This is a genomic window from Streptomyces sp. NPDC058758, from assembly GCF_042746075.1.
Lineage (GTDB): Bacteria > Actinomycetota > Actinomycetes > Streptomycetales > Streptomycetaceae > Streptomyces.
In genome coordinates, this window is record NZ_JBHYPS010000005.1 from 279274 (window position 1) to 301317 (window position 22044).

At 72.5% G+C, this 22044-nt stretch carries 21 protein-coding genes and 1 riboswitch; of the genes, 16 read left to right on the plus strand and 5 right to left on the minus strand.

All coding sequences use genetic code 11. The features are described from left to right. Positions 1–120 precede the first annotated feature (120 nt). From glyA to gcvT, 3 genes are all read right to left on the minus strand, one after another. Positions 121–1389 carry a serine hydroxymethyltransferase gene (glyA, locus tag ACFW6A_RS09510; protein ID WP_351850880.1) on the minus strand — a complete coding sequence of 423 codons (1269 nt, stop codon included), beginning with the start codon at positions 1387–1389 and terminating at the stop codon, positions 121–123. 24 nt (positions 1390–1413) lie between these two features. Continuing rightward, on the minus strand, positions 1414–1791 hold the full coding sequence (gene gcvH, locus ACFW6A_RS09515; RefSeq protein WP_351850883.1) for a glycine cleavage system protein GcvH: 378 nt from the start codon (positions 1789–1791) through the stop codon (positions 1414–1416). A gap of 77 nt (positions 1792–1868) precedes the next feature. Continuing rightward, a complete protein-coding gene (gene gcvT, locus ACFW6A_RS09520) occupies positions 1869–2984 on the minus strand; it encodes a glycine cleavage system aminomethyltransferase GcvT (RefSeq protein ID WP_351850886.1) in 1116 nt (371 codons plus the stop codon). Positions 2985–3135: 151 nt separating this feature from the next. Next, positions 3136–3236: riboswitch (glycine riboswitch) on the minus strand. Positions 3237–3412: 176 nt separating this feature from the next. Between gcvT and ACFW6A_RS09525 the strand changes: the two genes are divergently transcribed. The 11 genes from ACFW6A_RS09525 to ACFW6A_RS09575 all read left to right on the plus strand — a co-directional run bounded on the left by ACFW6A_RS09525 (position 3413) and on the right by ACFW6A_RS09575 (position 14826). Further along, positions 3413–4075 carry an AAA family ATPase gene (locus ACFW6A_RS09525; protein ID WP_351850888.1) on the plus strand — a complete coding sequence of 221 codons (663 nt, stop codon included), beginning with the start codon at positions 3413–3415 and terminating at the stop codon, positions 4073–4075. 100 nt (positions 4076–4175) lie between these two features. Then, positions 4176–4916 (plus strand): enhanced serine sensitivity protein SseB, encoded by a 741-nt coding sequence (locus ACFW6A_RS09530; RefSeq protein ID WP_351850891.1) that lies wholly within the window; start codon positions 4176–4178, stop codon positions 4914–4916. A 58-nt stretch (positions 4917–4974) separates the two neighbouring features. Further along, complete coding sequence (locus tag ACFW6A_RS09535) at positions 4975–5769, plus strand: enhanced serine sensitivity protein SseB C-terminal domain-containing protein (RefSeq protein ID WP_351850893.1); 795 nt, start codon at positions 4975–4977, stop codon at positions 5767–5769. A 225-nt stretch (positions 5770–5994) separates the two neighbouring features. Beyond that, positions 5995–7665 (plus strand): ABC transporter substrate-binding protein, encoded by a 1671-nt coding sequence (locus ACFW6A_RS09540; protein WP_351850896.1) that lies wholly within the window; start codon positions 5995–5997, stop codon positions 7663–7665. Positions 7666–7757: 92 nt separating this feature from the next. Then, a complete protein-coding gene (locus ACFW6A_RS09545) occupies positions 7758–8753 on the plus strand; it encodes an ABC transporter permease (RefSeq protein WP_351850899.1) in 996 nt (331 codons plus the stop codon). Then, a complete protein-coding gene (locus ACFW6A_RS09550; protein ID WP_351850902.1) occupies positions 8753–9712 on the plus strand; it encodes an ABC transporter permease in 960 nt (319 codons plus the stop codon). Before ACFW6A_RS09545 ends, ACFW6A_RS09550 begins: the two co-directional genes overlap by 1 nt. 1 nt (position 9713) lies before the next feature. Next, positions 9714–10706: an ABC transporter ATP-binding protein gene (locus ACFW6A_RS09555; protein ID WP_351850906.1), complete on the plus strand. Its 993-nt coding sequence runs from the start codon at positions 9714–9716 to the stop codon at positions 10704–10706. After that, complete coding sequence (locus ACFW6A_RS09560) at positions 10703–11896, plus strand: oligopeptide/dipeptide ABC transporter ATP-binding protein (RefSeq protein WP_351850908.1); 1194 nt, start codon at positions 10703–10705, stop codon at positions 11894–11896. Before ACFW6A_RS09555 ends, ACFW6A_RS09560 begins: the two co-directional genes overlap by 4 nt. A gap of 69 nt (positions 11897–11965) precedes the next feature. After that, positions 11966–12643 carry a trimeric intracellular cation channel family protein gene (locus ACFW6A_RS09565; protein WP_351850911.1) on the plus strand — a complete coding sequence of 226 codons (678 nt, stop codon included), beginning with the start codon at positions 11966–11968 and terminating at the stop codon, positions 12641–12643. Positions 12644–12666: 23 nt separating this feature from the next. After that, complete coding sequence (locus ACFW6A_RS09570) at positions 12667–13530, plus strand: thioesterase family protein (protein ID WP_351850914.1); 864 nt, start codon at positions 12667–12669, stop codon at positions 13528–13530. Positions 13531–13662: 132 nt separating this feature from the next. Beyond that, entirely contained in the window at positions 13663–14826 is a 1164-nt protein-coding gene (locus ACFW6A_RS09575) for a cysteine desulfurase family protein (RefSeq protein WP_351850917.1), read from the plus strand. A gap of 11 nt (positions 14827–14837) precedes the next feature. On the opposite strand, the gene ACFW6A_RS09580 is transcribed toward ACFW6A_RS09575, so the two are convergent. Beyond that, positions 14838–15497: an N-acetylmuramoyl-L-alanine amidase gene (locus tag ACFW6A_RS09580; protein ID WP_351850919.1), complete on the minus strand. Its 660-nt coding sequence runs from the start codon at positions 15495–15497 to the stop codon at positions 14838–14840. Positions 15498–15558: 61 nt separating this feature from the next. Here ACFW6A_RS09580 and mnmA point away from each other — a divergent pair, with 61 nt between their 5' ends. Next, complete coding sequence (mnmA, locus tag ACFW6A_RS09585; RefSeq protein WP_351850922.1) at positions 15559–16689, plus strand: tRNA 2-thiouridine(34) synthase MnmA; 1131 nt, start codon at positions 15559–15561, stop codon at positions 16687–16689. Between the two features lie 15 nt (positions 16690–16704). On the opposite strand, the gene ACFW6A_RS09590 is transcribed toward mnmA, so the two are convergent. Further along, the gene (locus ACFW6A_RS09590; protein ID WP_351850925.1) at positions 16705–17292 is read right to left on the minus strand and encodes an alpha/beta hydrolase; all 588 of its coding nucleotides are present in this window, start codon (positions 17290–17292) and stop codon (positions 16705–16707) included. Between the two features lie 129 nt (positions 17293–17421). Between ACFW6A_RS09590 and ACFW6A_RS09595 the strand changes: the two genes are divergently transcribed. From ACFW6A_RS09595 to ligA, 4 genes are read left to right on the plus strand one after another with little or no spacing between them, the layout of a single operon-like run. Then, positions 17422–17961 carry a TIGR00730 family Rossman fold protein gene (locus ACFW6A_RS09595; protein WP_351850928.1) on the plus strand — a complete coding sequence of 180 codons (540 nt, stop codon included), beginning with the start codon at positions 17422–17424 and terminating at the stop codon, positions 17959–17961. A 7-nt stretch (positions 17962–17968) separates the two neighbouring features. Next, positions 17969–18667, plus strand: coding sequence for an SDR family oxidoreductase (locus ACFW6A_RS09600; protein WP_386483781.1), 699 nt, complete (start codon positions 17969–17971; stop codon positions 18665–18667). Positions 18668–18674: 7 nt separating this feature from the next. Continuing rightward, complete coding sequence (locus ACFW6A_RS09605; RefSeq protein WP_351850933.1) at positions 18675–19673, plus strand: methionine synthase; 999 nt, start codon at positions 18675–18677, stop codon at positions 19671–19673. 33 nt (positions 19674–19706) lie between these two features. Then, complete coding sequence (ligA, locus tag ACFW6A_RS09610) at positions 19707–21908, plus strand: NAD-dependent DNA ligase LigA (protein WP_351850936.1); 2202 nt, start codon at positions 19707–19709, stop codon at positions 21906–21908. Positions 21909–22044 lie beyond the last annotated feature (136 nt).

Below are 22044 nucleotides of genomic sequence, written 5' to 3' on the forward strand. Positions count from 1 at the left end.
GGTGCAGAAACAAGCAGGAAAGGGGCGGTGCGGGGGCACGGGGCAAAGGGGCGGGGCACCGCGCTCACTGTCCAGTGTGCGCGGTGCCCCGGAGCTTCGTACGAATAAAAGCGTACGAAATTACTTCAGACCGGGGTACAGCGGGTGCTTGTCGGCCAGGGCGGTCACCCGGGCCTTCAGGGCCTCGGCCTTCTCGCCGTCGAAGCCCGGCTTGAGCGTCTCGGCGATGATGTCGGCGACCTCGGCGAAGTCCTCGGCCGTGAAGCCGCGGGTCGCGAGGGCCGGCGTGCCGATGCGCAGGCCGGAGGTGACCATCGGCGGGCGCGGGTCGTTCGGAACGGCGTTCCGGTTGACCGTGATGCCGACCTCGTGGAGCCGGTCCTCGGCCTGCTGGCCGTCGAGCTCGGAGTTCCGCAGGTCCACCAGGACCAGGTGGACGTCCGTGCCGCCGGACAGGACGGAGACGCCGTGGGCGGCGACGTCGTCCTGGACCAGGCGCTCGGCGAGCGCGCGGGCGCCGTCCAGGGTGCGCTGCTGGCGCTCCTTGAACTCCTCCGAGGCCGCGACCTTGAAGGAGACGGCCTTGGCCGCGATCACGTGCTCCAGGGGGCCGCCCTGGAAGCCCGGGAAGACGGAGGAGTTCAGCTTCTTCGCGAACTCCTTCTTCGCCAGGATGATGCCGCCGCGCGGGCCGCCGAGCGTCTTGTGCGTGGTGGAGGTGACCACGTCCGCGTACTCGACCGGGTTCGGGTGCAGACCGGCCGCGACCAGGCCCGCGAAGTGGGCCATGTCGACCCACAGGTACGCCTCGACCTCGTCGGCGATCCGGCGGAACTCCGCGAAGTCCAGCTGGCGCGGGTACGCCGACCAGCCGGCGATGATCACCTTCGGGCGGTGCTCCTTGGCGAGGCGCTCGACCTCGGCCATGTCGACCAGGCCGGCCTCGTCGACGTGGTACGCGACCACGTCGAACTGCTTGCCCGAGAAGTTCAGGCGCATGCCGTGGGTGAGGTGGCCGCCGTGCGCCAGGTCGAGACCGAGGATCGTGTCGCCCGGCTGGGCGATCGCGAAGAGGGCGGCCTGGTTGGCGGAGGCGCCGGAGTGCGGCTGCACGTTGGCGTACTCGGCGCCGAACAGGTCCTTGATCCGGTCGATCGCGATCTGCTCGGCCACGTCGACGTGCTCGCAGCCGCCGTAGTAGCGGCGGCCCGGGTAGCCCTCGGCGTACTTGTTGGTGAGGACGGAGCCCTGGGCCTCCATGACCGCGACCGGAGCGAAGTTCTCCGAGGCGATCATCTCGAGGGTGGACTGCTGGCGGCGGAGCTCGGCGTCGACGGCGGCGGCGACGTCCGGGTCCAGCTCGTGGAGGGGAGTGTTCAGAAGCGACATGAAGCGATCCCTAGGGGGTCTCGGTCAGCCTGCGGTGAAGGCGGTGTACTCGTCGGCGGTGAGCAGGTCGTCCTGCTCGGCCGTGAGGCGCACCTTGAACAGCCAGCCGCCCTCGAACGGAGCGGAGTTCACCAGCGACGGGTCGTCCACGACGTCCTGGTTCGCCTCGACGACCTCGCCGGTCACCGGGGAGTACAGCTCGCTCACGGACTTGGTCGACTCCAGCTCGCCGCACTCCTCGCCCGCGGTGACGGTGGCGCCGACCTCGGGGAGCTGGACGTACACGATGTCGCCGAGCGCGTTCGCCGCGTGCTCGGTGATGCCGACGGTCGCGACGCCGTCAACGGCGTCCGTCAGCCACTCGTGCTCCTTGCTGTAGCGAAGCTGCTGGGGGTTGCTCATGACCTGATTCTCCTGGATCGGGGGAGTGCTGATGTACGTGGGTCTTGCGGGGTGAGACGCCGGGTGGGACGAGTGCGTCACTTCTGGCGCTTGTAGAAGGGCAGCGCCACGACCTGGTAGGGCTCGTGGGTGCCGCGGATGTCCACCCCTACACCCTCCGTGCCCGGGGCGGCGTGCGCCGCGTCGACGTACGCCATCGCGATCGGCTTGCCGAGGGTCGGGGACGGAGCGCCCGAGGTGATCTCGCCGATCACCTCGCCGCCGGCGACGACCTGGAAGCCGGCGCGCGGGACGCGGCGGCCCTCGGCGACCAGGCCGACCAGCTTGCGCGGCGGGGCGGTCTCGGCGCGCTCGGCGGCGGCCTCCAGCGCCTTGCGGCCGACGAAGTCGCCGGGCTTCTCGAACTTCACGACCCGGCCGAGGCCCGCGTCGAAGGGGGTGAGGTCGGTGGTCAGCTCGTGGCCGTACAGCGGCATGCCCGCCTCCAGGCGGAGCGTGTCGCGGCAGGACAGGCCGCAGGGGATCAGGCCGACGCCCGCGCCCGCCTCGGTCAGCGCCTTCCAGACGCCCTCCGCGTGCTCCGGCTTCAGGAACAGCTCGAAGCCGTCCTCGCCGGTGTAGCCGGTCCGGGCGATCAGGGCCGGGACGCCGGCCACCGTGCCGGGCAGGCCGGCGTAGTACTTCAGTCCGTCCAGGTCGGCGTCGGTGACCGACTTCAGGATGCCGGGGGACTCCGGGCCCTGCACGGCGATCAGCGCGTACGCGTCGCGGTCGTCGCGGACCTCGGCGTCGAAGCCCTCCGCGCGGGCGACCAGCGCGTCCAGCACGACCTGCGCGTTGGAGGCGTTGGCGACGACCATGTACTCGGTCTCGCCCAGGCGGTAGACGATCAGGTCGTCGAGGATGCCGCCGTCCTCCCGGCAGATCATCGTGTAGCGGGCGCGGCCGTTGCCCACCGTGGAGATGTTGCCGACCAGGGCGTGGTCGAGCAGGTCGACGGCCTGCGGGCCGGTGACCGTGATCTCGCCCATGTGGGAGAGGTCGAAGAGGCCGGCCGCCGTGCGGACGGCGTTGTGCTCGTCGCGCTCGCTGGCGTACCGCAGCGGCATGTCCCAGCCCGCGAAGTCGGTCATGGTCGCGCCCAGCGAACGATGCAGGGCATCGAGGGCGGTCAGGCGGGGGGTGGTGCTCATGATGGACGTGGCTCCCGGGTCCCGAAGGCGGAAAACATGACAGGCAAGGACGTTCCTCCCCATCTGTCATGGAACCTGAGAGGTTCACCGGGGGCATCCCCGGCTTGCACCTTGGGTGGGGACACGGAGGCGTCCCGCTTTTCAGATCTGCCTCATCCACGCGGTACGGGGCCTGAGAGATTCAAGGGAGGGACTTGCTCCTTCGGCGCCCGGACGGCCGAGGCCGGTCCGGAACTCTCCCGCGCGGATTCGAGCGGCCGGTATGCGGTTGTGGGGCGCTGCGCGCGCCTGGCGCGCACATCATCGCACGCGGTGTCGGCGCCGCAAATCGCTTGTCTCGGATTACCGTTTCTTTACACTTCGTGGGCAAGGGTCTCCGTGAGGTCTCCCGGCACGTCTCCCGGGGTCCCGACAGGGGGAGAGCAGCGATGAGGATCCAGCACACCGGCGTCTTCGCCGGCGACGGCGCCATACCGGCCCAGCGGGCCCGCGCCCGGACCCGCGGGCGCGGACGCGTCGTGCGGGACCTGCGCGAGCGGGGAGGCCGCGGCCCGCGTGCCCTCACCTTCGCCGCCGGCGACGTCGTGGTCGTCTCCGGGCTGCCCGGCAGCGGCAAGTCCACCCTGCTGCGGCGGGCCGCCGAGGGCCGGGGCATCGACTCGCAGGACGCCCGGGAGCGCTGGGAGGCCCGGATGCCCCGCCTCCTGCCGTACGCGCTCTACCGCCCGCTGGTCCGGATCGCGCACTACGCCGGGCTGTACCGGGCCCTGCGCTCCGGCGCCGGGATCGTCGTCCACGACTGCGGCACCCAGTCCTGGGTCCGCGGCTGGCTGGCCCGCTCCGCCGCCCGGCGCGGCCGCGCCCTCCACCTGGTCCTCCTCGACGTCGACCCGGACACCGCGCGGGACGGCCAGCGCGAGCGGGGCCGGGGGGTGTCCGCGTACGCCTTCGCCCGGCACCGCAGGGCCGTCGGCCGGCTCGTCGGCGCCGTCGAGGCGGGCCGGCTGCCGCGCGGCTGCGCCTCCGCCACCCTCCTCGACCGGGACGCCGCGACCGCGCTGCGCCGCATCGGCTTCCGCGCCCCGGCGTGAGGCCCGCCCGCCGGGTTCTGGTCACAGCCGGGGCGGGGCGGCGTTAGGGTGCTGCGGGACGGCCGGGACCAGGGCCGGACGGGAAGGGGACGGAACCACCGTGGACGTGACGTGGCCGGGCAACGAGCTGGAGGAGGCGCTCGCCGCCGCGCTCGGGCAGCCCGCGGCCGGAGGCCGGCTCATCGAGGTGCTCGGCCGCAGCCCCGTCTGGGTCCCGCTGCCCAACGGCGGCGGTCCCGACAGCCCCGACCTGGACCTCGCCACCATGGAGATCGGCGGCGCGGCCTACGTCCCCGTCTACAGCTCCCAGGAGCAGTTCCTCGCCTGCGTCGGCGACCACATGTCCTTCACCGTCGCCCCCGCCCGTGACTTCGCCCGCGGCCTGCCCCCGCAGCTCGGCATCGCCGTGAACCCCGGCGGCGTCGTCGGCGTCCCGCTGCCCCCGCCCGCCGTCGCCGAACTCTGCCGGGTCGGCCGCACCGCGCTCGACGGGCCCGCGTCCGGCGGCCGGGTCCGGCTCTTCGAGCCCGACTGGCAGGACGACCCGGTCGACTTCCTCGCCGCGGCCGGCGCCGAGTTCGAGGCCACCGGCGTCGTCGCCACCGCCCGCCGCGTCCTCGCCAGCGTCGAGGGCACCGAACCGGCCCTCTTCGTCGGCGTCCAGCTCACCGGCTGGGACGGCGTCGACCGCAACGCCCCGCTGGACGCCCTCGGCCGCGCCCTCGGCCGCGTCGAGGTCGCCTGGCCGGTCAACCTGATCCTCCTCGACATGGCCGCCGATCCCGTCGGAGACTGGATGCTGGAGCGGGTGCGCCCCTTCTACCGGCGCGCGGGCCACTGACCCACCGATCCGAAGAACCACCGAGCCGTACGAGACAGACAGAGGGGCGGGACCCAGGGTGAGCGCGTCAGGCAGCGCCGCGACCGGAGAGGTCGAGCACATGCTGCGCCAGGTGGCGCCCGGACGCTACGACGCGTACGAGGGCCTGCTGCACGCCCTGGCCGACGGTGAGCTGTACATGCTGCTCTGGCAGGGCGACCCGGGCTCGCCCGACGCCCAGTACGGCAACATGGAGGTCGACGGGCACGGGTACGCGCCCTGCGTCACCTCCCCCGGCGAGCTCGCCGCCTCCGGCTGGCACCGCGCCCACGAGCGCGTCACCGGCCGCGAGATCGCCCGTGCCCTCTACCCCGAGCGCTGGGGCGTCTGGCTCAACCCGCACGCCCCCGGCGGCGGCGTCGGCATCCCGTGGGCCGATCTGCGCCGGATCGCCACCGGCCTCGACCGGATGCCCGCCGGGCCCCTCCGGGTCTCCGAACCCGCCCTGGAGATCCCGCAGTTCTACGCCCACCTCACCCAGAACGCGCACCGGACCCCGGCCGTCCGCTCGCTGCGCCGGGGCTGGGTGCAGCCCGCGCTCGGCACCCCGTACCTGGTCATCGGCCTCGACCTGTACGACGGTTCGGCCGCCGCCGTCGACGAGGTGCGGGCGATGATGCGCCAGTCGATCGGCTCCGTGCCCGAGGGGCTGCCCGTCTCGACGGTCGCGCTCTCCGACGCGTACGACCCGGTGGCGCTCTGGCTGAAGGCCCACGCCCGCCCCTTCTACGACCGCGACGCGCACGGCGCACCGTCCCACCATGCGGGATCCCACCGTCCGGGATACGGCTACCCGCCCGCGCGGCACCGCTGACGCCCTCCCCGTCCCTTTTCCCCGCCCTGGCCGAAATGCCTTGCCAGGGCGGGGTTTTGCGTCCACCTGGTCCCGCTCCCGCCGCCGATGTCCGGCATCGGACCGTTTTGGTGAGTGTCCGGGTCTCAGGTTGGTATCACCGCTATGCGGACTGTTCTCTGCCGCGTCACTCGCCAGTAGCGTTCGGCCGGTCAAGACCACACATGGCGACCCAGGGGTGGACCCATGCGCATACTCAATTCCCGGTCGACCCGGGCTCTGACGGCGGCCATCACGGTCGGCCTCATCGCCACGGGCTGCGCGAGCGACCGGGACAAGGACGAGAACAAGTCCGGAGCCAAGGACACCTTCGTGTTCGGCGCCCCGGGCGACCCGGCCTCCCTCGACCCGGCCCTCGCGAGCGACGGCGAGACCTTCCGGGTCACCCGCCAGGCGTTCGAGGCGCTCCTGGAGCACGAGCCCGGCGGCAGCAAGCTGGTGGGCGGGCTCGCCGAGAAGTGGTCGAGCAACCCCGAGGGCACCGTCTGGACCTTCAACCTCCGCAAGGGCGTGAAGTTCCACGACGGCGAGACCTTCGACGCGAAGGCGGTCTGCGCCAACTACGACTACTGGTTCAACTGGAAGGGCACCTACCAGTCGAGCGCGGTCTCGTACTACTGGCAGACCATCATGGGCGGCTTCAAGGCCAACGAGGACAAGGAGACGCCCAAGGCGAACTACAAGTCCTGCACGGCCAAGGACGAGTCCACCGCCGTCATCGAGGTCTTCGAGCCCTCCGCCAACCTGCCCGGCGGCTTCTCCCTGAACGCCCTCGCGATCCACTCGCCCAAGGCGATCCAGGAGTACGCGAAGCAGCAGGTCACCGAGGCCGGCGACGCCATCACGTACCCCAAGTACAGCCAGGAGGCCGGCACGGTCGCCGGCACCGGCCCGTACAAGATCACGAAGTGGAACAAGGGCAACAAGGAAGTCGCCCTGGAGCGCTTCGACGACTACTGGGGCGAGAAGGCCAAGGTCAAGAACCTGGTCTTCCGCACGATCGACACCGAGGAGGGCCGCCGCCAGGCGCTCCAGGCCGGTGACATCGACGGCTACGACCTGGTCGCGCCCGCCGACATCAAGACCCTCGAGTCCGCGGGCTTCCAGGTCCCGACCCGTGACGTCTTCAACCTGCTCTACCTCGGCATGACGCAGGAGGCCAACCCCGCGCTGAAGAAGCCCGAGGTCCGCCAGGCCATCGCGCACGCCGTCGACCGCGAGAACATCGTCAAGACGCAGCTGCCCGAGGGCGGCAAGGTCGCGACCCAGTTCATGCCCGACACCGTCGCCGGCTACTCGGACAAGGTGAAGCAGTACCCGTTCGACACCGCCAAGGCCAAGACGCTCCTCGCCGGCGCCGGCGCGAGCAACCTGTCGATCGACTTCTGCTACCCGACCGAGGTCACCCGCCCGTACATGCCTGCCCCGCAGGACATCTTCGAGCTGGTCAAGGCCGACCTGGAGAAGGCCGGCATCAAGGTCAACCCGAAGCCGAAGAAGTGGAACCCGGACTACGTCGACGCGGTGGAGAAGGGCGGCTGCGCCCTCCACATGCTCGGCTGGACCGGTGACTTCAACGACGGCTACAACTTCATCGGCACCTGGTTCGCCGGGTACGACAAGCAGTGGGGCTTCAAGGACGACAAGGTCTTCAACGCGGTCAAGGCCGGCTCGCTCCAGGGCGACCCGACCAAGCGCACGGACCTCTACAAGGCCGCCAACGAGGCGATCATGGAGTACCTGCCCGGTCTCCCGCTGACCTCCTCCCCGCCGGCCATCGCGTTCGGCAAGAACGTGGTCCCGCCGAAGGTCTCCCCGCTGACGCAGGAGAACTTCGCCGAGGTCTCCTTCAAGTAACACACCCGTAAGCGGTCCGCCCGGTCACGCGTTCCTCCCGTGACCGGGCGTCCGCGCATCCACCCTCCACACGCAAGAAAGGGGCACGCGGGGTGTTGCGACTCGTCGTACGACGACTTCTCCAGCTCATACCCACCCTGCTCGGCCTGTCGGTTCTGCTCTTCATCTGGCTGAACCGACTGCCCGGCGGACCCGCCTCAGCGATCCTGGGCGAGCGGGCGACCGAAGCCGATGTGGCGCGCATCAACCGCGCGCTGGGCCTCGACCAGCCGATCTACGTCCAGTACGGACGCTTCCTCAAGCGCCTCCTCGACCTCGACCTGGGCACCTCGGTGCAGACGGGGCAGCCCGTCTGGGACGAGTTCGTGCTGCGCTTCCCCGCCACGGTCGAACTCAGCGTCGCGGCCATGCTCATCGCCACCGCCGTGGGCATCCCCCTCGGCTACCTCGCCGCCCGCAGGCGCGGCGGCTGGATCGACGTCGCCTCCGTCTCCGGCTCGCTCGTCGGCATCTGCATCCCGGTCTTCTTCCTGGCGCAGCTGCTCAAGGGCGCCTTCGGCGAGATCTTCGGCACCTTCGGCCGCCAGTCCACCGGCATCGACGCCACCAGCGTCACCGGCTTCGCCGTCCTCGACGGCGTGCTCACCGGCGAGTTCGACGCCGCCTGGGACGCCCTCATGCACCTGGTGCTGCCCGGCATCGCCCTGGCCACCATCCCGCTCGCGGTCATCGTCCGGATGACCCGCGCCAGCGTCCTGGAGGTCCTCGGCGAGGACTACATCCGCACCGCCGAGTCCAAGGGCCTGGAGCGCAAGGTCGTCCGCGGCCGGCACGTCCTGCGCAACGCGCTGCTGCCCGTCGTCACCGCCGTCGGCCTGCTCACCGGCAGCCTGCTCTCCGGCGCGGTGCTCACCGAGTCCGTCTTCACCTTCGGCGGCATCGGCTCCTTCATCCGGACCGCCATCGACGCCCGCGACTACCCGGTGCTGGTCGGCTTCATCATGTTCATCGCCATGATCTACGTGCTGATCAACATGGTCGTCGACCTCGCCTACAGCGTCATCGACCCGAGGGTGCGGGTGCACTGATGAGTCTGATCACCACCACTTCGAAGATCGACCGGCTCGCCCAGCTCACGGCGAAGACCGAGACCGCCAGCGGCGCCAGCCTGTGGCGCGAGGCGATGCGCCGGATGCGCGCCAGCAAGATGGCGATCATCGGCGCCGTGATCATCGCCGCGTTCGTCCTGCTGGCGATCATCGGCCCGTGGATCGCCCCGTACGGCCCCACCGAGCAGACCTGGCGCGGCGAGGTCTTCTCCAACCGGGGCGAGTTCGTCGGCGCCCGCGCCGAGAACTGGTTCGGCCTGGACCACCTCGGCCGCGACCTGTTCTCCCGGATGCTCGTCGGCGCCCGCCAGACGCTGCTCGTCGGCGTCGTCTCCATGCTCATCGGCCTGCTGATCGGCGCCGTGGTCGGCATCGTGTCCGGCGCGGCCGCCACCCTCGGCGGGAAGGCCGGCCGACGGGTCGACGACGCCATCATGCGCGTCACCGACATCCTGCTCGCGCTGCCGTCGCTGCTCCTCGCCGTCTCCGTCGCCGCCGTGATGGGCCAGTCGCTCACCACCGTGATGATCGCCGTCGGCGTCGTGCAGATCCCCGTCTTCGCCCGCCTGCTGCGCGGCTCGATGCTCGCCCAGGGCGGCAGCGACTACGTGCTCGCGGCCCGCTCGCTCGGCATCCGCAAGCGCCGGATCGTGCTCACCCAGATCCTGCCGAACTCGCTGAGCCCGGTGATCGTCCAGGCGACGCTCAGCCTCGCCACCGCGATCATCGAGGCCGCCGCCCTCTCCTACCTCGGACTCGGCAACCCCGACCCCGCGGTGCCGGAGTGGGGCGTCATGCTCTCCCAGGCCCAGCGCTTCTTCGACAACGAGCCGATGATGTCCATGTACCCGGCGGTCGGCATCGTCATCACCGCCCTCGGCTTCACCCTGCTCGGCGAGGCCATGCGCGAAGCCCTCGACCCGAAGCTGCGAGGCTGACATGCCCCTCCTCACCGTGGACGAACTCACCGTCACCTTCGGCGGCCGCGGCCGCAAGGACGTCCGGGCGGTCAACGGCGTCTCCTTCTCGGTCGACCAGGGCCAGGTCGTCGGCCTCGTCGGCGAGTCGGGCTGCGGCAAGTCCGTGACCTCGCTCGCCCTGATGGGGCTGCTGCCCGCCAAGGGCGTCACCCTCGGCGGCCGCGCCGAGCTCGACGGCACCGACCTGCTGAAGCTCTCCCCGTCGAAGATGCGCGACCTGCGCGGCCGCGACATGGCGATGATCTTCCAGGACCCGCTGTCCTCGCTGAACCCGGTCGTCCCCATCGGCGTCCAGGTCACCGAGATCCTCCAGCGCCACCGCGGCCTGAAGGGCGAGGCCGCCCGCAAGGAGGCCGCGCACCTGCTCGACCGGGTCGGCATCCCCGACCCGGACCGGCGCCTCAAGGAGTACCCGCACCAGCTCTCCGGCGGCATGCGGCAGCGCGCGCTCATCGCCATGGCGGTGGCCTGCGCCCCCCGCCTGCTGATCGCCGACGAGCCGACCACCGCGCTCGACGTCACCATCCAGGCCCAGATCCTCGAACTCCTCAAGGAGCTGGTCGACCAGGAGGGCACCGCGCTGCTGATGATCACCCACGACCTGGGTGTCGTCGCCGGCCTCTGCGACCAGGTGAACGTCCTCTACGCGGGCAAGGTCGTCGAATCGGCCGGCCGGCGCGAGCTGTTCGCCCACCCGACGCACCCGTACACCCACGGCCTGCTCGGCTCCATCCCCCGGCTCGACGCCCCGCGCGGCGAACCGCTCCACCCGATCCGCGGGTCCATCAACGACCAGATCGCCTGGGCCGACGGCTGCGCCTTCGCCCCGCGCTGCGACCGGTACGAGATGGAGTGCCTCACCGGCACGCCCGAACTGACCGAACCGCGCGCGGCCGGCCACCGCGCCCGCTGCGCGAACCCGGTCCTCGCCACGACGGAGGTACCGGCATGAGCCTGCTCGAACTCGACGGCGTGAAGGTCCACTTCCCCGTCAAGAAGGGCATCCTCTTCGACCGCACGGTCGGCCACGTCTACGCCGTGGACGGCATCTCGCTCAAGGTCGAGGCGGGCCAGACGTACGGCCTGGTCGGCGAGTCCGGGTGCGGCAAGACCACGCTCGGGCGGGCCGTGCTGCGGCTCGTGGACGTCACCGACGGCTCCGTCGTCCTCGACGGCACCGACGTGGCCAAGCTGCCGGAGAAGGAGCTGCGCTCCTTCCGCCGCCGGCTCCAGATGGTCTTCCAGGACCCGCTGGGCAGCCTCAACCCGCGCCAGAACATCGAGTCGATCCTCAGCGAGGGCATGGCCGCGCACGGGATCGGCGCGAACCAGGAGGAGCGGCGGGAGAAGATCCGGGAGATCCTCACCAAGGTGGGCCTGCCCGCCAACAGCCTCTCCCGCTACCCGCACGAGTTCTCCGGCGGCCAGCGCCAGCGCATCGGCATCGCCCGCGCGCTGGTCCTGGAGCCGGACCTCATCATCTGCGACGAGCCGGTCTCCGCGCTGGACGTCTCCATCCAGGCGCAGGTGATCAACCTCCTGGAGGAGCTCCAGGAGTCGATGGGCCTGACCTACCTGGTCATCGCCCACGACCTCGCCGTCGTCCGGCACATCTCGGACGTCATCGGCGTGATGTACCTGGGCTCCCTGGTGGAGGAGGCGCCGAGCGACACGCTGTACGAGGAGCCGCTGCACCCGTACACCCGGGCGCTCATGTCCGCGGTGCCGGTGCCCGACCCGGAGGTCGAGGAGCGGCGCGAGCGGATCCTCCTCCACGGCGACCTGCCCTCCCCGGCGAACCCGCCGGCGGGCTGCCGCTTCCACACCCGCTGCCCCTGGGCGCAGGACCGCTGCGGCAAGGAGCGCCCGGAGCTCACGGACGCGGGCGGCGGCCACAAGGTGGCCTGCCACTTCACCCGCGAGATCCAGGACGGCACGCTCGCCCCGGCCGGCGGCTCCGACGCCGTGGTGATCCCGGCCCAGGCGGAGGCCCCGGCGGAGGAGAAGGCCCCGGAGCCCGAGAAGGCCCCGGAGGCCGAGGCTTCCGAGGCCTCCAAGGACGACGCTCCGAAGGGCGACGCTCCGAAGGACGCGGCCCCGAAGGACGCGGCGTCCGCCGAGGACGCCTCCGAGGGCAAGTAGCGGCCCCGGGAAGGGCCCGGCCGCCGTGGTGCGGCCGGGCCCTTCCCGAACACACGGCACAATTGGCCGGTGCTCCACGATCTGTTCAGCCCGTCGGTCCAACACACGCTCGACCTCATCGGCATCTTCGTCTTCGCCATCTCCGGCGCCCTCCTCGGCGTCCGGAAGAACTTCGACGTCTTCGGCATGGCCGTGCTCGCCGAGGTCACCGCGCTCGGCGGCGGTCTGCTCCGCGACCTGATCATCGGCGCGGTGCCCCCGGCCGCCTTCACCGACCTCGGCTACTTCCTCATGCCGCTGGTCGCCACGGCCCTGGTCTTCTTCCTCCACCCGGAGGTGGAGCGCACCCAGACCGCCGTGAACGTCTTCGACGCGGCCGGCCTCGGCCTCTTCTGCGTGACCGGGACGACGAAGGCGTACGACTACGGGCTCGGCCTCACCTCCTCGGCGGCGCTCGGCCTCGCCACGGCCGTCGGCGGCGGCGTGCTGCGCGACGTCCTCGCCAACGAGGTGCCCTCGCTGCTGCGCTGGGACCGCGACCTCTACGCCGTGCCCGCGATCGTCGGTTCGGCCATGGTCGTCCTGTGCATCCGCTTCGAGGTCCTGAACGCCTACACCAGCGGCGCCGCCGTGCTCACCGCCTTCCTCCTGCGGCTGCTCGCGATGCGCTACCACTGGCGGGCGCCGCGGGCCTGGAACCGCCGCTCGTCGGCCCGCGAGGAACCCGAAAAAGCTACCGCTCAGTAGTTTCCTGCTGTACCGTCGGCCGTATGAGCACGAGCACCGAGACGAGCCCCGCCGCCGAGGCCGCGGCGCTCAGCGAGTTCGACCGGGACACCGCCGTCACCCTCCGCGAGCCCGGGGTCTACGACGCCGACCTCTCGGCCGGCTGGACGATCATCCACGCCGTCAACGGCGGCTACCTCCTCGCCCTGCTCGGCCGCGCCCTCGGCGACCACCTGCCGCACCCCGACCCGTTCACCATCTCGGCGCACTACCTCACGCCGTCGGTGCCGGGCCCCGCGGTCATCCGGACCGAGACCGTCCGCACCGGCCGGACCCTCTCCACCGGCACCGCCTCCCTCTACCAGTTCGCCGAGGACGGCACCGAGGTCGAGCGGATCCGCGTCCTCGCCTCCTACGGCGACCTCGGCGCCCTCCCGGACGACGTCCGCACCAGCGCCGTCCCGCCCGCCTTCGCCCCGATCGAGCAGTGCTTCAGCGCCGCCGACAACCCGGCGCCGGCGATCCCCGGCTCCTCCGCGATCGCCGACCGGCTCGACCTCCGCCTCGACCCGTCCTGCGTCGGCTGGGCGATCGGCGCCCCCTCCGGCAAGGGCGAGATGCGCGCCTGGTTCGGCCTCGCCGACGGCCGCGAGCCCGACGCCCTCTCCCTCCTGCTCGCCGTCGACGCCCTGCCGCCGACCTCCTTCGAACTGGGCCTCAAGGGCTGGACGCCGACCGTGGAGCTCACCACCCACGTCCGCTGCCGTCCCGCCCCCGGCCCGCTCCGGGTCTCCATCACCACCCGCAACCTCGCCGGCGGCTTCCTGGAGGAGGACGCCGAGGTCTGGGACAGCGCCGGCCGGCTCGTCGCCCAGTCCCGCCAGCTCGCCCGCGCCCCGCGCGGCTGAGCCGGCAGGCCCGGCGGCACGGCGGGGACCGGCCGGCCGCCGGCGCCCGGGCGGGCCCGGCACCGGGATCGGGGCGGACGGCGGCCGGGCTCGTCGGGAGTCCCCCGGCCGGGCTCGTAGAATCGACCCACCATGGCTTACCTCGACCACGCCGCGACCACGCCCATGCTGCCCGAGGCGATCGAGGCGATGACCGCCCAGCTCGCCGTCACGGGCAACGCCTCCTCCCTGCACGCCGCGGGGCGCCGCGCCCGGCGGACCGTCGAGGAGGGCCGCGAGACCCTCGCCGCCGCGCTCGGCGCCCGACCCAGCGAGGTGGTGTTCACCTCGGGCGGCACCGAGGCCGACAACCTCGCCGTGAAGGGCCTCTACTGGTCCCGCCGCGCCGCCGACCCGCGCCGCACCCGCGTCCTCGCCAGCCCCGTCGAGCACCACGCCGTCCTCGACGCCGTCGACTGGCTCGCGACCCACGAGGGCGCCGACGTCGAGTACCTGCCGGTCGACGCGTACGGCCGGGTCCACCCCGAGGCGCTGCGCGAGGCGATCGCCCGCGACCCGGAGTCCGTCGCCCTCGCCACCGTGATGTGGGCCAACAACGAGATCGGCACCGTGATGCCGGTCCGCGCGCTCGCCGACGCCGCCGCCGAGTTCGGGGTCCCGCTGCACGCCGACGCCGTCCAGGCCGTCGGCCAGCTGCCCGTCGACTTCGCCGCCTCCGGCCTCGCCGCCATGACCGTCTCCGGCCACAAGATCGGCGGCCCGTACGGCATCGGCGCGCTGCTCCTCGGCCGCGAGCACACCCCCGTCCCCGTGCTGCACGGAGGCGGCCAGGAGCGGCACGTCCGCTCCGGCACCCTCGACGTCCCCGCCGTCGCCGCCTTCGCCACCGCCGCCCGGCTCGCCACCGAGGGGCAGGAGGCCTTCGCCCGCGAGATCGGGGCCCTGCGCGACGCCCTCGTCACCGCCGTCCGCGCGGCCGTCCCCGACGCCGTCCTCGGCGGCGACCCGGCCGACCGGCTCCCCGCCAACGCCCACTTCACCTTCCCCGGCTGCGAGGGCGACTCCCTGCTCCTCCTCCTGGACGCCGCCGGCATCGCCTGCTCCACCGGCTCCGCCTGCACCGCCGGCATCGCCCAGCCCAGCCACGTCCTGCTCGCCACCGGCACCGACCCCGACCTCGCCCGCGGCACCCTGCGCTTCTCCCTCGGCCACACCTCCACCGAGGACGACGTGAAGGCCGTCGCCGACGCCATCGGCCCGGCCGTGGACCGCGCCAGGACCGCCGGCCTCAGCTAGGGCCTCCCGGGTCACGCCGGGAGCTTCGACCGCTCCCGGCGGACCAGCTCCATGTACCGGTCCCAGTCCCAGTGCGGGCCGGGATCGGTGTGGTCCGTGCCCTCGACCTCCGCGTGCCCGATGACGTGCTCCCGGTCGACCGGTATCCCGTGCCGCCGGCAGATGTCCGCCGTCAGCCGCGCCGACGCCTCGTACATGGCCTTCGTGAAGTCCTGCGGCCGGTCCACGAACCCCTCGTGCTCGATGCCGACGCTCCGCTCGTTCATGTCCCGGTTCCCCGCGTGGTAGGCCACGTCGAGCTCCCGCACCATCTGCGCCACCCGCCCGTCCTTGCCGACCACGTAGTGCGTGGCGGCCTCGTGCAGCGGGTTCCTGAAGACCTTCAGCGCGGTGGCGTAGCTGCCCTGCACCACGTGGATCACCACCCGGTCGATCCGGTAGTCGTCCGGCCGGTCCGCCCGCCGCGAGTTCGCCTGGTGCGCCGCCGTCCACGCGGCCGCCCGGTAGTCCAGCTCCCCGTCGACCCGCGGCTTCTCCATCCACGGCAGCCGCCACCAGGCCCGCGCCAGCTCCTCGCGCGCCAGCACCGCCGTGCCCACCACGGCCGCACCGCCCCCGAGCAGCACGGCCCGCCGGCCGACCCCCCGCTTCCTCCGGTTCTCGCTCCCCATGCCCCCCAGAACGCTCCGTCCCGGCCGGACGGTTCCCGCCGACCCGTACCCTGGTAGGGCTATGACTCAGACCCCGCCCCAGCGCCCCCTCCGCGTCCTCGCCGCCATGTCGGGCGGAGTGGACTCCGCCGTCGCCGCCGCCCGAGCCGTCGAGGCCGGGCACGACGTCACCGGCGTGCACCTCGCGCTCTCCGCGAACCCGCAGTCCTTCCGCACCGGAGCCCGCGGCTGCTGCACGATCGAGGACTCGCGCGACGCGCGCCGGGCCGCCGACGTCATCGGCATCCCCTTCTACGTCTGGGACCTCGCCGAGCGCTTCCGCGCCGACGTCGTCGACGACTTCGTCGCGGAGTACGAGGCCGGCCGCACGCCCAACCCGTGCCTGCGCTGCAACGAGAAGATCAAGTTCGCGGCCCTGCTCGACAAGGCGCTCGCCCTCGGCTTCGACGCGGTCTGCACCGGCCACTACGCCACCGTCGTCCTCGCCGCAGACGGCACCCGCGAGCTGCACCGCGCCTCCGACATGGCCAAGGACCAGTCGTACGTGCTCGGCGTCCTCGACGAGCAGCAGCTCGCCCACGCCCTCTTCCCGCTCGGCGACACCCTCACCACCAAGGACGAGATCCGGGCCGAGGCCGAGCGCCGCGGCCTCGCCGTCGCCAAGAAGCCCGACAGCCACGACATCTGCTTCATCGCCGACGGCGACACCCAGGGCTTCCTCGCGACCCGCCTCGGCAAGGCGGAGGGCGACATCGTCGACGAGTCGGGCACGAAGCTGGGCACCCACGAGGGCGCGTACGGCTTCACCATCGGCCAGCGCAAGGGCCTGCGCATCGGCCACCCGGCCGCGGACGGCAAGCCCCGCTACGTCCTCGACATCTCGCCCGTGAACAACACGGTCACCGTCGGCCCCGCCGAGTCCCTCGACGTCACCGCCCTCACCGCGATCAAGCCCCGCTGGTGCGGCACCGCCCCCGAAGGACCCGGCCGCTACACCGCCCAGCTCCGCGCCCACGGCGGCGAGACGCCGGTGAGCGCGGCGATGGAGGACGGCGAGCTGCGCGTCACCTTCGACGAGCCCGTCCGGGGCGTCGCCCCCGGCCAGGCGATCGTCCTCTACGACGGCACGCGCGTGGTCGGCTCCGCGACGATCGCGACGACGGTACGGCGCACGGCGGCCGCCCCCGCGTAACGGCGGCGGCCCGGCTCACGCGGGCCCGGCCCACTCCGCGACGTCCGCCACGAACTCCGCGAGGACCGGCGCCAGCACGTGCGGCGCCACCTCGTGGGTCTGGCCCGTCAGCGTCCGGTGCCGGGCGCGCGGCAGCAGCGCCGACAGCTCCCGGGCCGCCCGCCGCACCGGCGCGGGGCTCGCGCCCCCGTCGACCACCAGCACGCGCGCGTGGACCTCGGGAAGGGACTCCAGGGCCTCGCGCGGCGGCTCGAAGACCGACACCGCCGCCACCGGCAGCCCGGCCGCCGCGGCCGCCAGCGCCAGCGCCCCGGCCGTCCCGCTGCCGTGCACCGCCGCGCCGGGACCCGCCGCCGCGAGCACCGCCGCCAGGTCCTCGACCTCCCGCTCCACCGCGTCCCCGCTGCCGCCGCGCTCCCGGCGGCCGTACACGAACACGGGGAAGTCCCGGGCCAGCAGCCGGGCCAGCGGCGCCTCGCCGTCCCCGGCGCCCCGGCCCCCGCCCACCAGCACCACGGCGGGCCCGTCCGCCGTCCCCGTCCCGTACCGCGCGTACGCGATCGTCGTCCCGTCCCGCGACACGACCGTCTTCACCTCGTCCATGGCAGGGCAGACCGACCGACTCGCCGGAACTCATCGCCGCCGCCCGGGATTTCCCGAAGAATCTTGGAACCCGCAGGTCAGAGCCGTACCCGGAGCCCCGCCCCCAGCCCCGTGCCCTACCGTGGCGGCATGAACATCTGCGTCTTCCTCTCCGCCGCCGACCTCGACGAGCGCTACACCGCCCCCGCCCGCGAGTTCGCCGGCCTCCTCGGCAAGGCCGGCCACACCCTCGTCTGGGGCGGCTCCGACACCGGCCTGATGAAGGTCGTCGCGGACGGCGTCCAGGAGGCAGGCGGCCGCCTCGTCGGCGTCTCCGTGGACTTCCTCGCCGCCAAGGCCCGCCCGAACGCCGACGAGATGACGATCACCAAGGACCTCGCCGAACGGAAGGCCCTCCTCCTCGCCAAGTCCGACGCGATCGTCGTCATGGTCGGCGGCACCGGCACCCTCGACGAGGCCACCGAGATCCTGGAACTCAAGAAGCACGCCAAGCACACCAAGCCCGTCGTCGTCCTCAACACCGCCGGCTTCTACGACGGCCTCAAGACCCAGTTCCAGCGCATGGAGGACGAGGGCTTCCTCCCCCGTCCCCTCGCCGACCTCGCCTTCTTCGCCGAAGACGGCCGGAAGGCCCTCGCGTACCTGGAGAGCGAGATCGCCGCCCGCTGATGGGACCATGGTGACCATGGCTACTCATGTGATCACCGGCGCCGGGTCCGGCATCGGCGCGGCCGTCGCGCGGCGGCTGCACGCGCGCGGGGACGAGCTCGTGCTGCACGCGCGCGACGCGGGGCGGGCGAAGGAGCTGGCGGCGGAGTTCCCGGGCGCGCGCACGCTCGTGGGGGACCTCGCCGATCCGGACCGGCTCTCCTGGGCGTTCTCGCACCAGAGCCTGCCCGACCGGGTGGACTCGCTGCTGCACGTCGCCGGCGTCGTCGACCTCGGCACCGTGGGGGAGCTGACGCCCAAGGCCTGGCACCACCAGCTCAACGTCAACCTGGTCGCCCCCGCCGAGCTCACCCGGCACTTCCTGCCGCAGCTCCGCCTCAGCCAGGGGCACGTCCTCTTCGTGAACTCCGGCGCCGGGCTGAACGCCCACGCCGAGTGGAGCGCGTACGCCGCCTCCAAGCACGGCCTCAAGGCCCTCGCCGACTCGCTGCGCCACGAGGAGCACGCCCACGGCGTCCGGGTCACCTCCGTCTACCCCGGCCGCACCGCCAGCCCCATGCAGGCCAAGGTGCACCAGCAGGAGGGCAAGGAGTACGACCCCGCGAAGTGGATCGACCCCGAGTCCGTGGCCACCACGATCGTGATGGCGCTGGACCTGCCGCGCGACGCCGAGGTCAACGACCTGACGGTCCGTCCGGGACGGTAGGCCCACCATGACCGACATCGCACAGTGGGGCCCCGCCACCGGCGTCGGGTCCCTGCCCGGCGGCGACGCCCGCGAGGCCGCCAAGACCGTCACCGGCACCTTCGAGGACTTCCCCTTCCTCGCCGAACTGCCCGCCCGCGGGCCCGGCGCCGACATGATCGGCCGCACCCTCGGGATGCTCGTCGACCTGTACGCGCACGTGGAGCCCAGCGGCTGGCGGATCAGCGACCGGCCCGGCCGCGACACCCGCCGCGCCCGCTCCTGGCTCGGCGAGGACCTCGACGCCCTGGAGGAGTTCACCCAGGGGTACGAAGGCCCGCTCAAGGTCCAGGCCGTCGGGCCGTGGACCCTCGCCGCCGCCCTCGAACTCCGCGGCGGGGAAGCCGCCCTGGGCGACCCCGGGGCCTGCCGCGACCTCGCCGCCTCCCTCGCCGAGGGCCTGCGCGAGCACCTCGCCGACCTCGCCAAGCGGGTCCCCGGCGCCCGGATCGTGCTCCAGCTCGACGAGCCCTCGCTCACCGCCGTCCTCCTCGGGCAGATCCGTACGGCCAGCGGCTACCGCACCCACCGGGCCGTCGACCGGCAGGTCGTCGAGGCCGCCCTGAGGGACGTGATCGCCGCCCACGACGGGCCCGTGACCGTCCACTCCTGCGCCCCCGGCGTGCCGTTCGCCCTGCTGCGCAGGGCCGGGGCGGCCGGCGTCTCGTTCGACTTCGGGCTGCTCACCGAACGTGACGAGGAGCCGATCGGCGAGGCCGTGGAGGCCGGCACGAAGCTCTTCGCCGGTGTGGTGCCCTCCACCGACACGGCATTGTCCGACCCGGGCGGTAGCGTCATGGGTGTCAGGACGCTGTGGCGCAGGCTGGGGCTGAATCCGGGGACTCTCGCCGAGTCCGTGGTCGTCACCCCCGCCTGCGGGCTCGCGGGCGCCTCGCCCGCGTACGCCCGGGCGGCGCTCGCCCACTGCGCCCGGGCGGCGAGATCGCTCGCGGACAACCCAGAGTGACCGGGTTCTGAAGGCACGGGAGGACGGACGAAGGTGGCAGTCGAACAGGGGGCCCTCCCCGGCGAAGAGGCGGTCGTGCCCGCCGGGGCACGGGAGAAGCACGCCGCACTGGCCGAGCAGGTCGAGGAGCACCGCTTCCGGTACTACGTGAAGGACCAGCCGGTCGTCAGCGACGCGGAGTTCGACCGGCTCCTGCGCGCCCTGGAGGCGCTGGAGGAGGAGTACCCGGAGCTGCGCACGCCCGACTCGCCGACCCAGAAGGTGGCCGGGCAGTACGAGACGGAGTTCACCGCCGTCGAGCACCGCGAGCGCATGCTCTCGCTGGACAACGCCTTCGACGAGGAGGAGCTGGCGGCCTGGGCGGAGCGCGTCGCCCGGGACGTCGGCACCCCCGACTTCCACTTCCTGTGCGAGCTGAAGGTCGACGGCCTCGCCGTCAACCTCACCTACGAGCACGGCCGGCTCACCCGCGCCGCCACCCGAGGCGACGGCCGCACCGGCGAGGACATCACGCCCAACGTGCGGACCATCGCCGACATCCCCGAGCGCCTGAAGGGCGACCGGATCCCGGAGCTGGTCGAGGTCCGGGGCGAGGTCTACTTCCCGATGGAGGCCTTCGAGGCGCTCAACGCCCGTCTGGTGGAGGCCGGCGACAAGCCCTTCGCCAACCCGCGCAACGCGGCGGCCGGTTCGCTGCGCCAGAAGGACCCGAAGGTCACCGCCACCCGCCCGCTCCACATGGTGGTCCACGGCATCGGCGCCCGCGAGGGCTTCGAGATCACCCGCCTCTCGGAGGCGTACGACCTGCTGCACGAGTGGGGCCTGCCCACCTCCACGCACAACAAGGTGGTCGGCGGCCTGCCCGAGGTGCGCGAGTTCATCGCGTACTACGGCGAGAACCGCCACTCCGTCGCCCACGAGATCGACGGCGTCGTCGTCAAGCTCGACGAGATCCCCCTCCAGGGCCGGCTCGGCTCCACCGCGCGCGCCCCGCGCTGGGCCATCGCCTGGAAGTACGCGCCGGAGGAGGTCAACACCAAGCTCGTCGACATCAAGGTCGGCGTCGGCCGCACCGGACGCGTCACCCCCTACGCCCAGGTCGAGCCGGTCACCGTGGCCGGCTCCGAGGTCGAGTTCGCCACCCTCCACAACCAGGAGGTGGTGAAGGCCAAGGGCGTCCTCATCGGCGACACCGTGGTGCTCCGCAAGGCGGGCGACGTCATCCCCGAGATCCTCGGCCCGGTCGTCGACCTGCGGGACGGCACCGAGCGGGAGTTCGTGATGCCGGCCGAGTGCCCCGAGTGCGGCACGGCGCTGAAGCCGATGAAGGAGGGCGACATCGACCTCCGCTGTCCGAACGCCCGGACCTGCCCGGCCCAGCTGCGCGAGCGGCTCTTCTTCCTCGCCGGCCGGCAGTGCCTGGACATCGAGAGCTTCGGCGCGGTCGCCGCCGCCGCCCTCACCCGCCCCCTGGAGCCCGCCGAGCCGCCGCTCGTCGACGAGGGCGATCTCTTCGACCTCACCATCGAGCAGCTGCTGCCGATCAAGGCGTACGTACTCGACGCCGACTCCGGGCTCCCCAAGCGGGACCCGAAGACCGGCGAGGAGAAGATCGCCACGGTCTTCGCCAACAAGGAGGGCGAGCCGAAGAAGAACGCCCTGGCGATGCTGGCGAACATCGAGGCCGCGAAGACCCGCCCGCTGGCCCGCTTCATCAACGGCCTCTCCATCCGCCACGTCGGCCCCGTCGCCGCCGAGGCGCTGGCCCGCGAGTTCCGCTCCCTGGAACGGATCGAGCAGGCCACCGAGGAGGAGCTGGCCGCGGTCGACGGCGTCGGCGGCATCATCGCCGCCGCCGTGAAGCAGTGGTTCTCCGAGGAGTGGCACCGCGAGATCGTGCGGAAGTGGCGCGCCGCCGGGGTGACCCTGGAGGACGAGGGCGCCGGGGAGGACGAGGGGCCGCGTCCGCTGGAGGGCCTGACGGTCGTCGTGACCGGCACCCTGGAGCAGTTCACCAGGGATGGCGCAAAAGAATCGCTCCAGAGCCGCGGAGCCAAGGTCACCGGTTCCGTTTCTAAGAAGACCTCCTTCGTCGTGGTGGGGGAGAACCCGGGTTCCAAGTACGACAAGGCGATGCAGCTGAAGGTTCCGGTTCTGGACGAGGAAGGCTTCAAGATCCTGCTCGAACAGGGTCCCGAGGCCGCCCGCGAGGTCGCACGGCCGGTCGAGGAGTAACCGTCGGTCACCCCTCTTTGGACCCCGGGGGTTCACCCGTTCGGCGCATACCAGATCGTTACGGGTGGCCAGGCTCCATTCGGGCAAGAGAGGGAGAGCGCTGCCCCTCGGCGCCCTCGGCGGCCTAGTGTGGTGA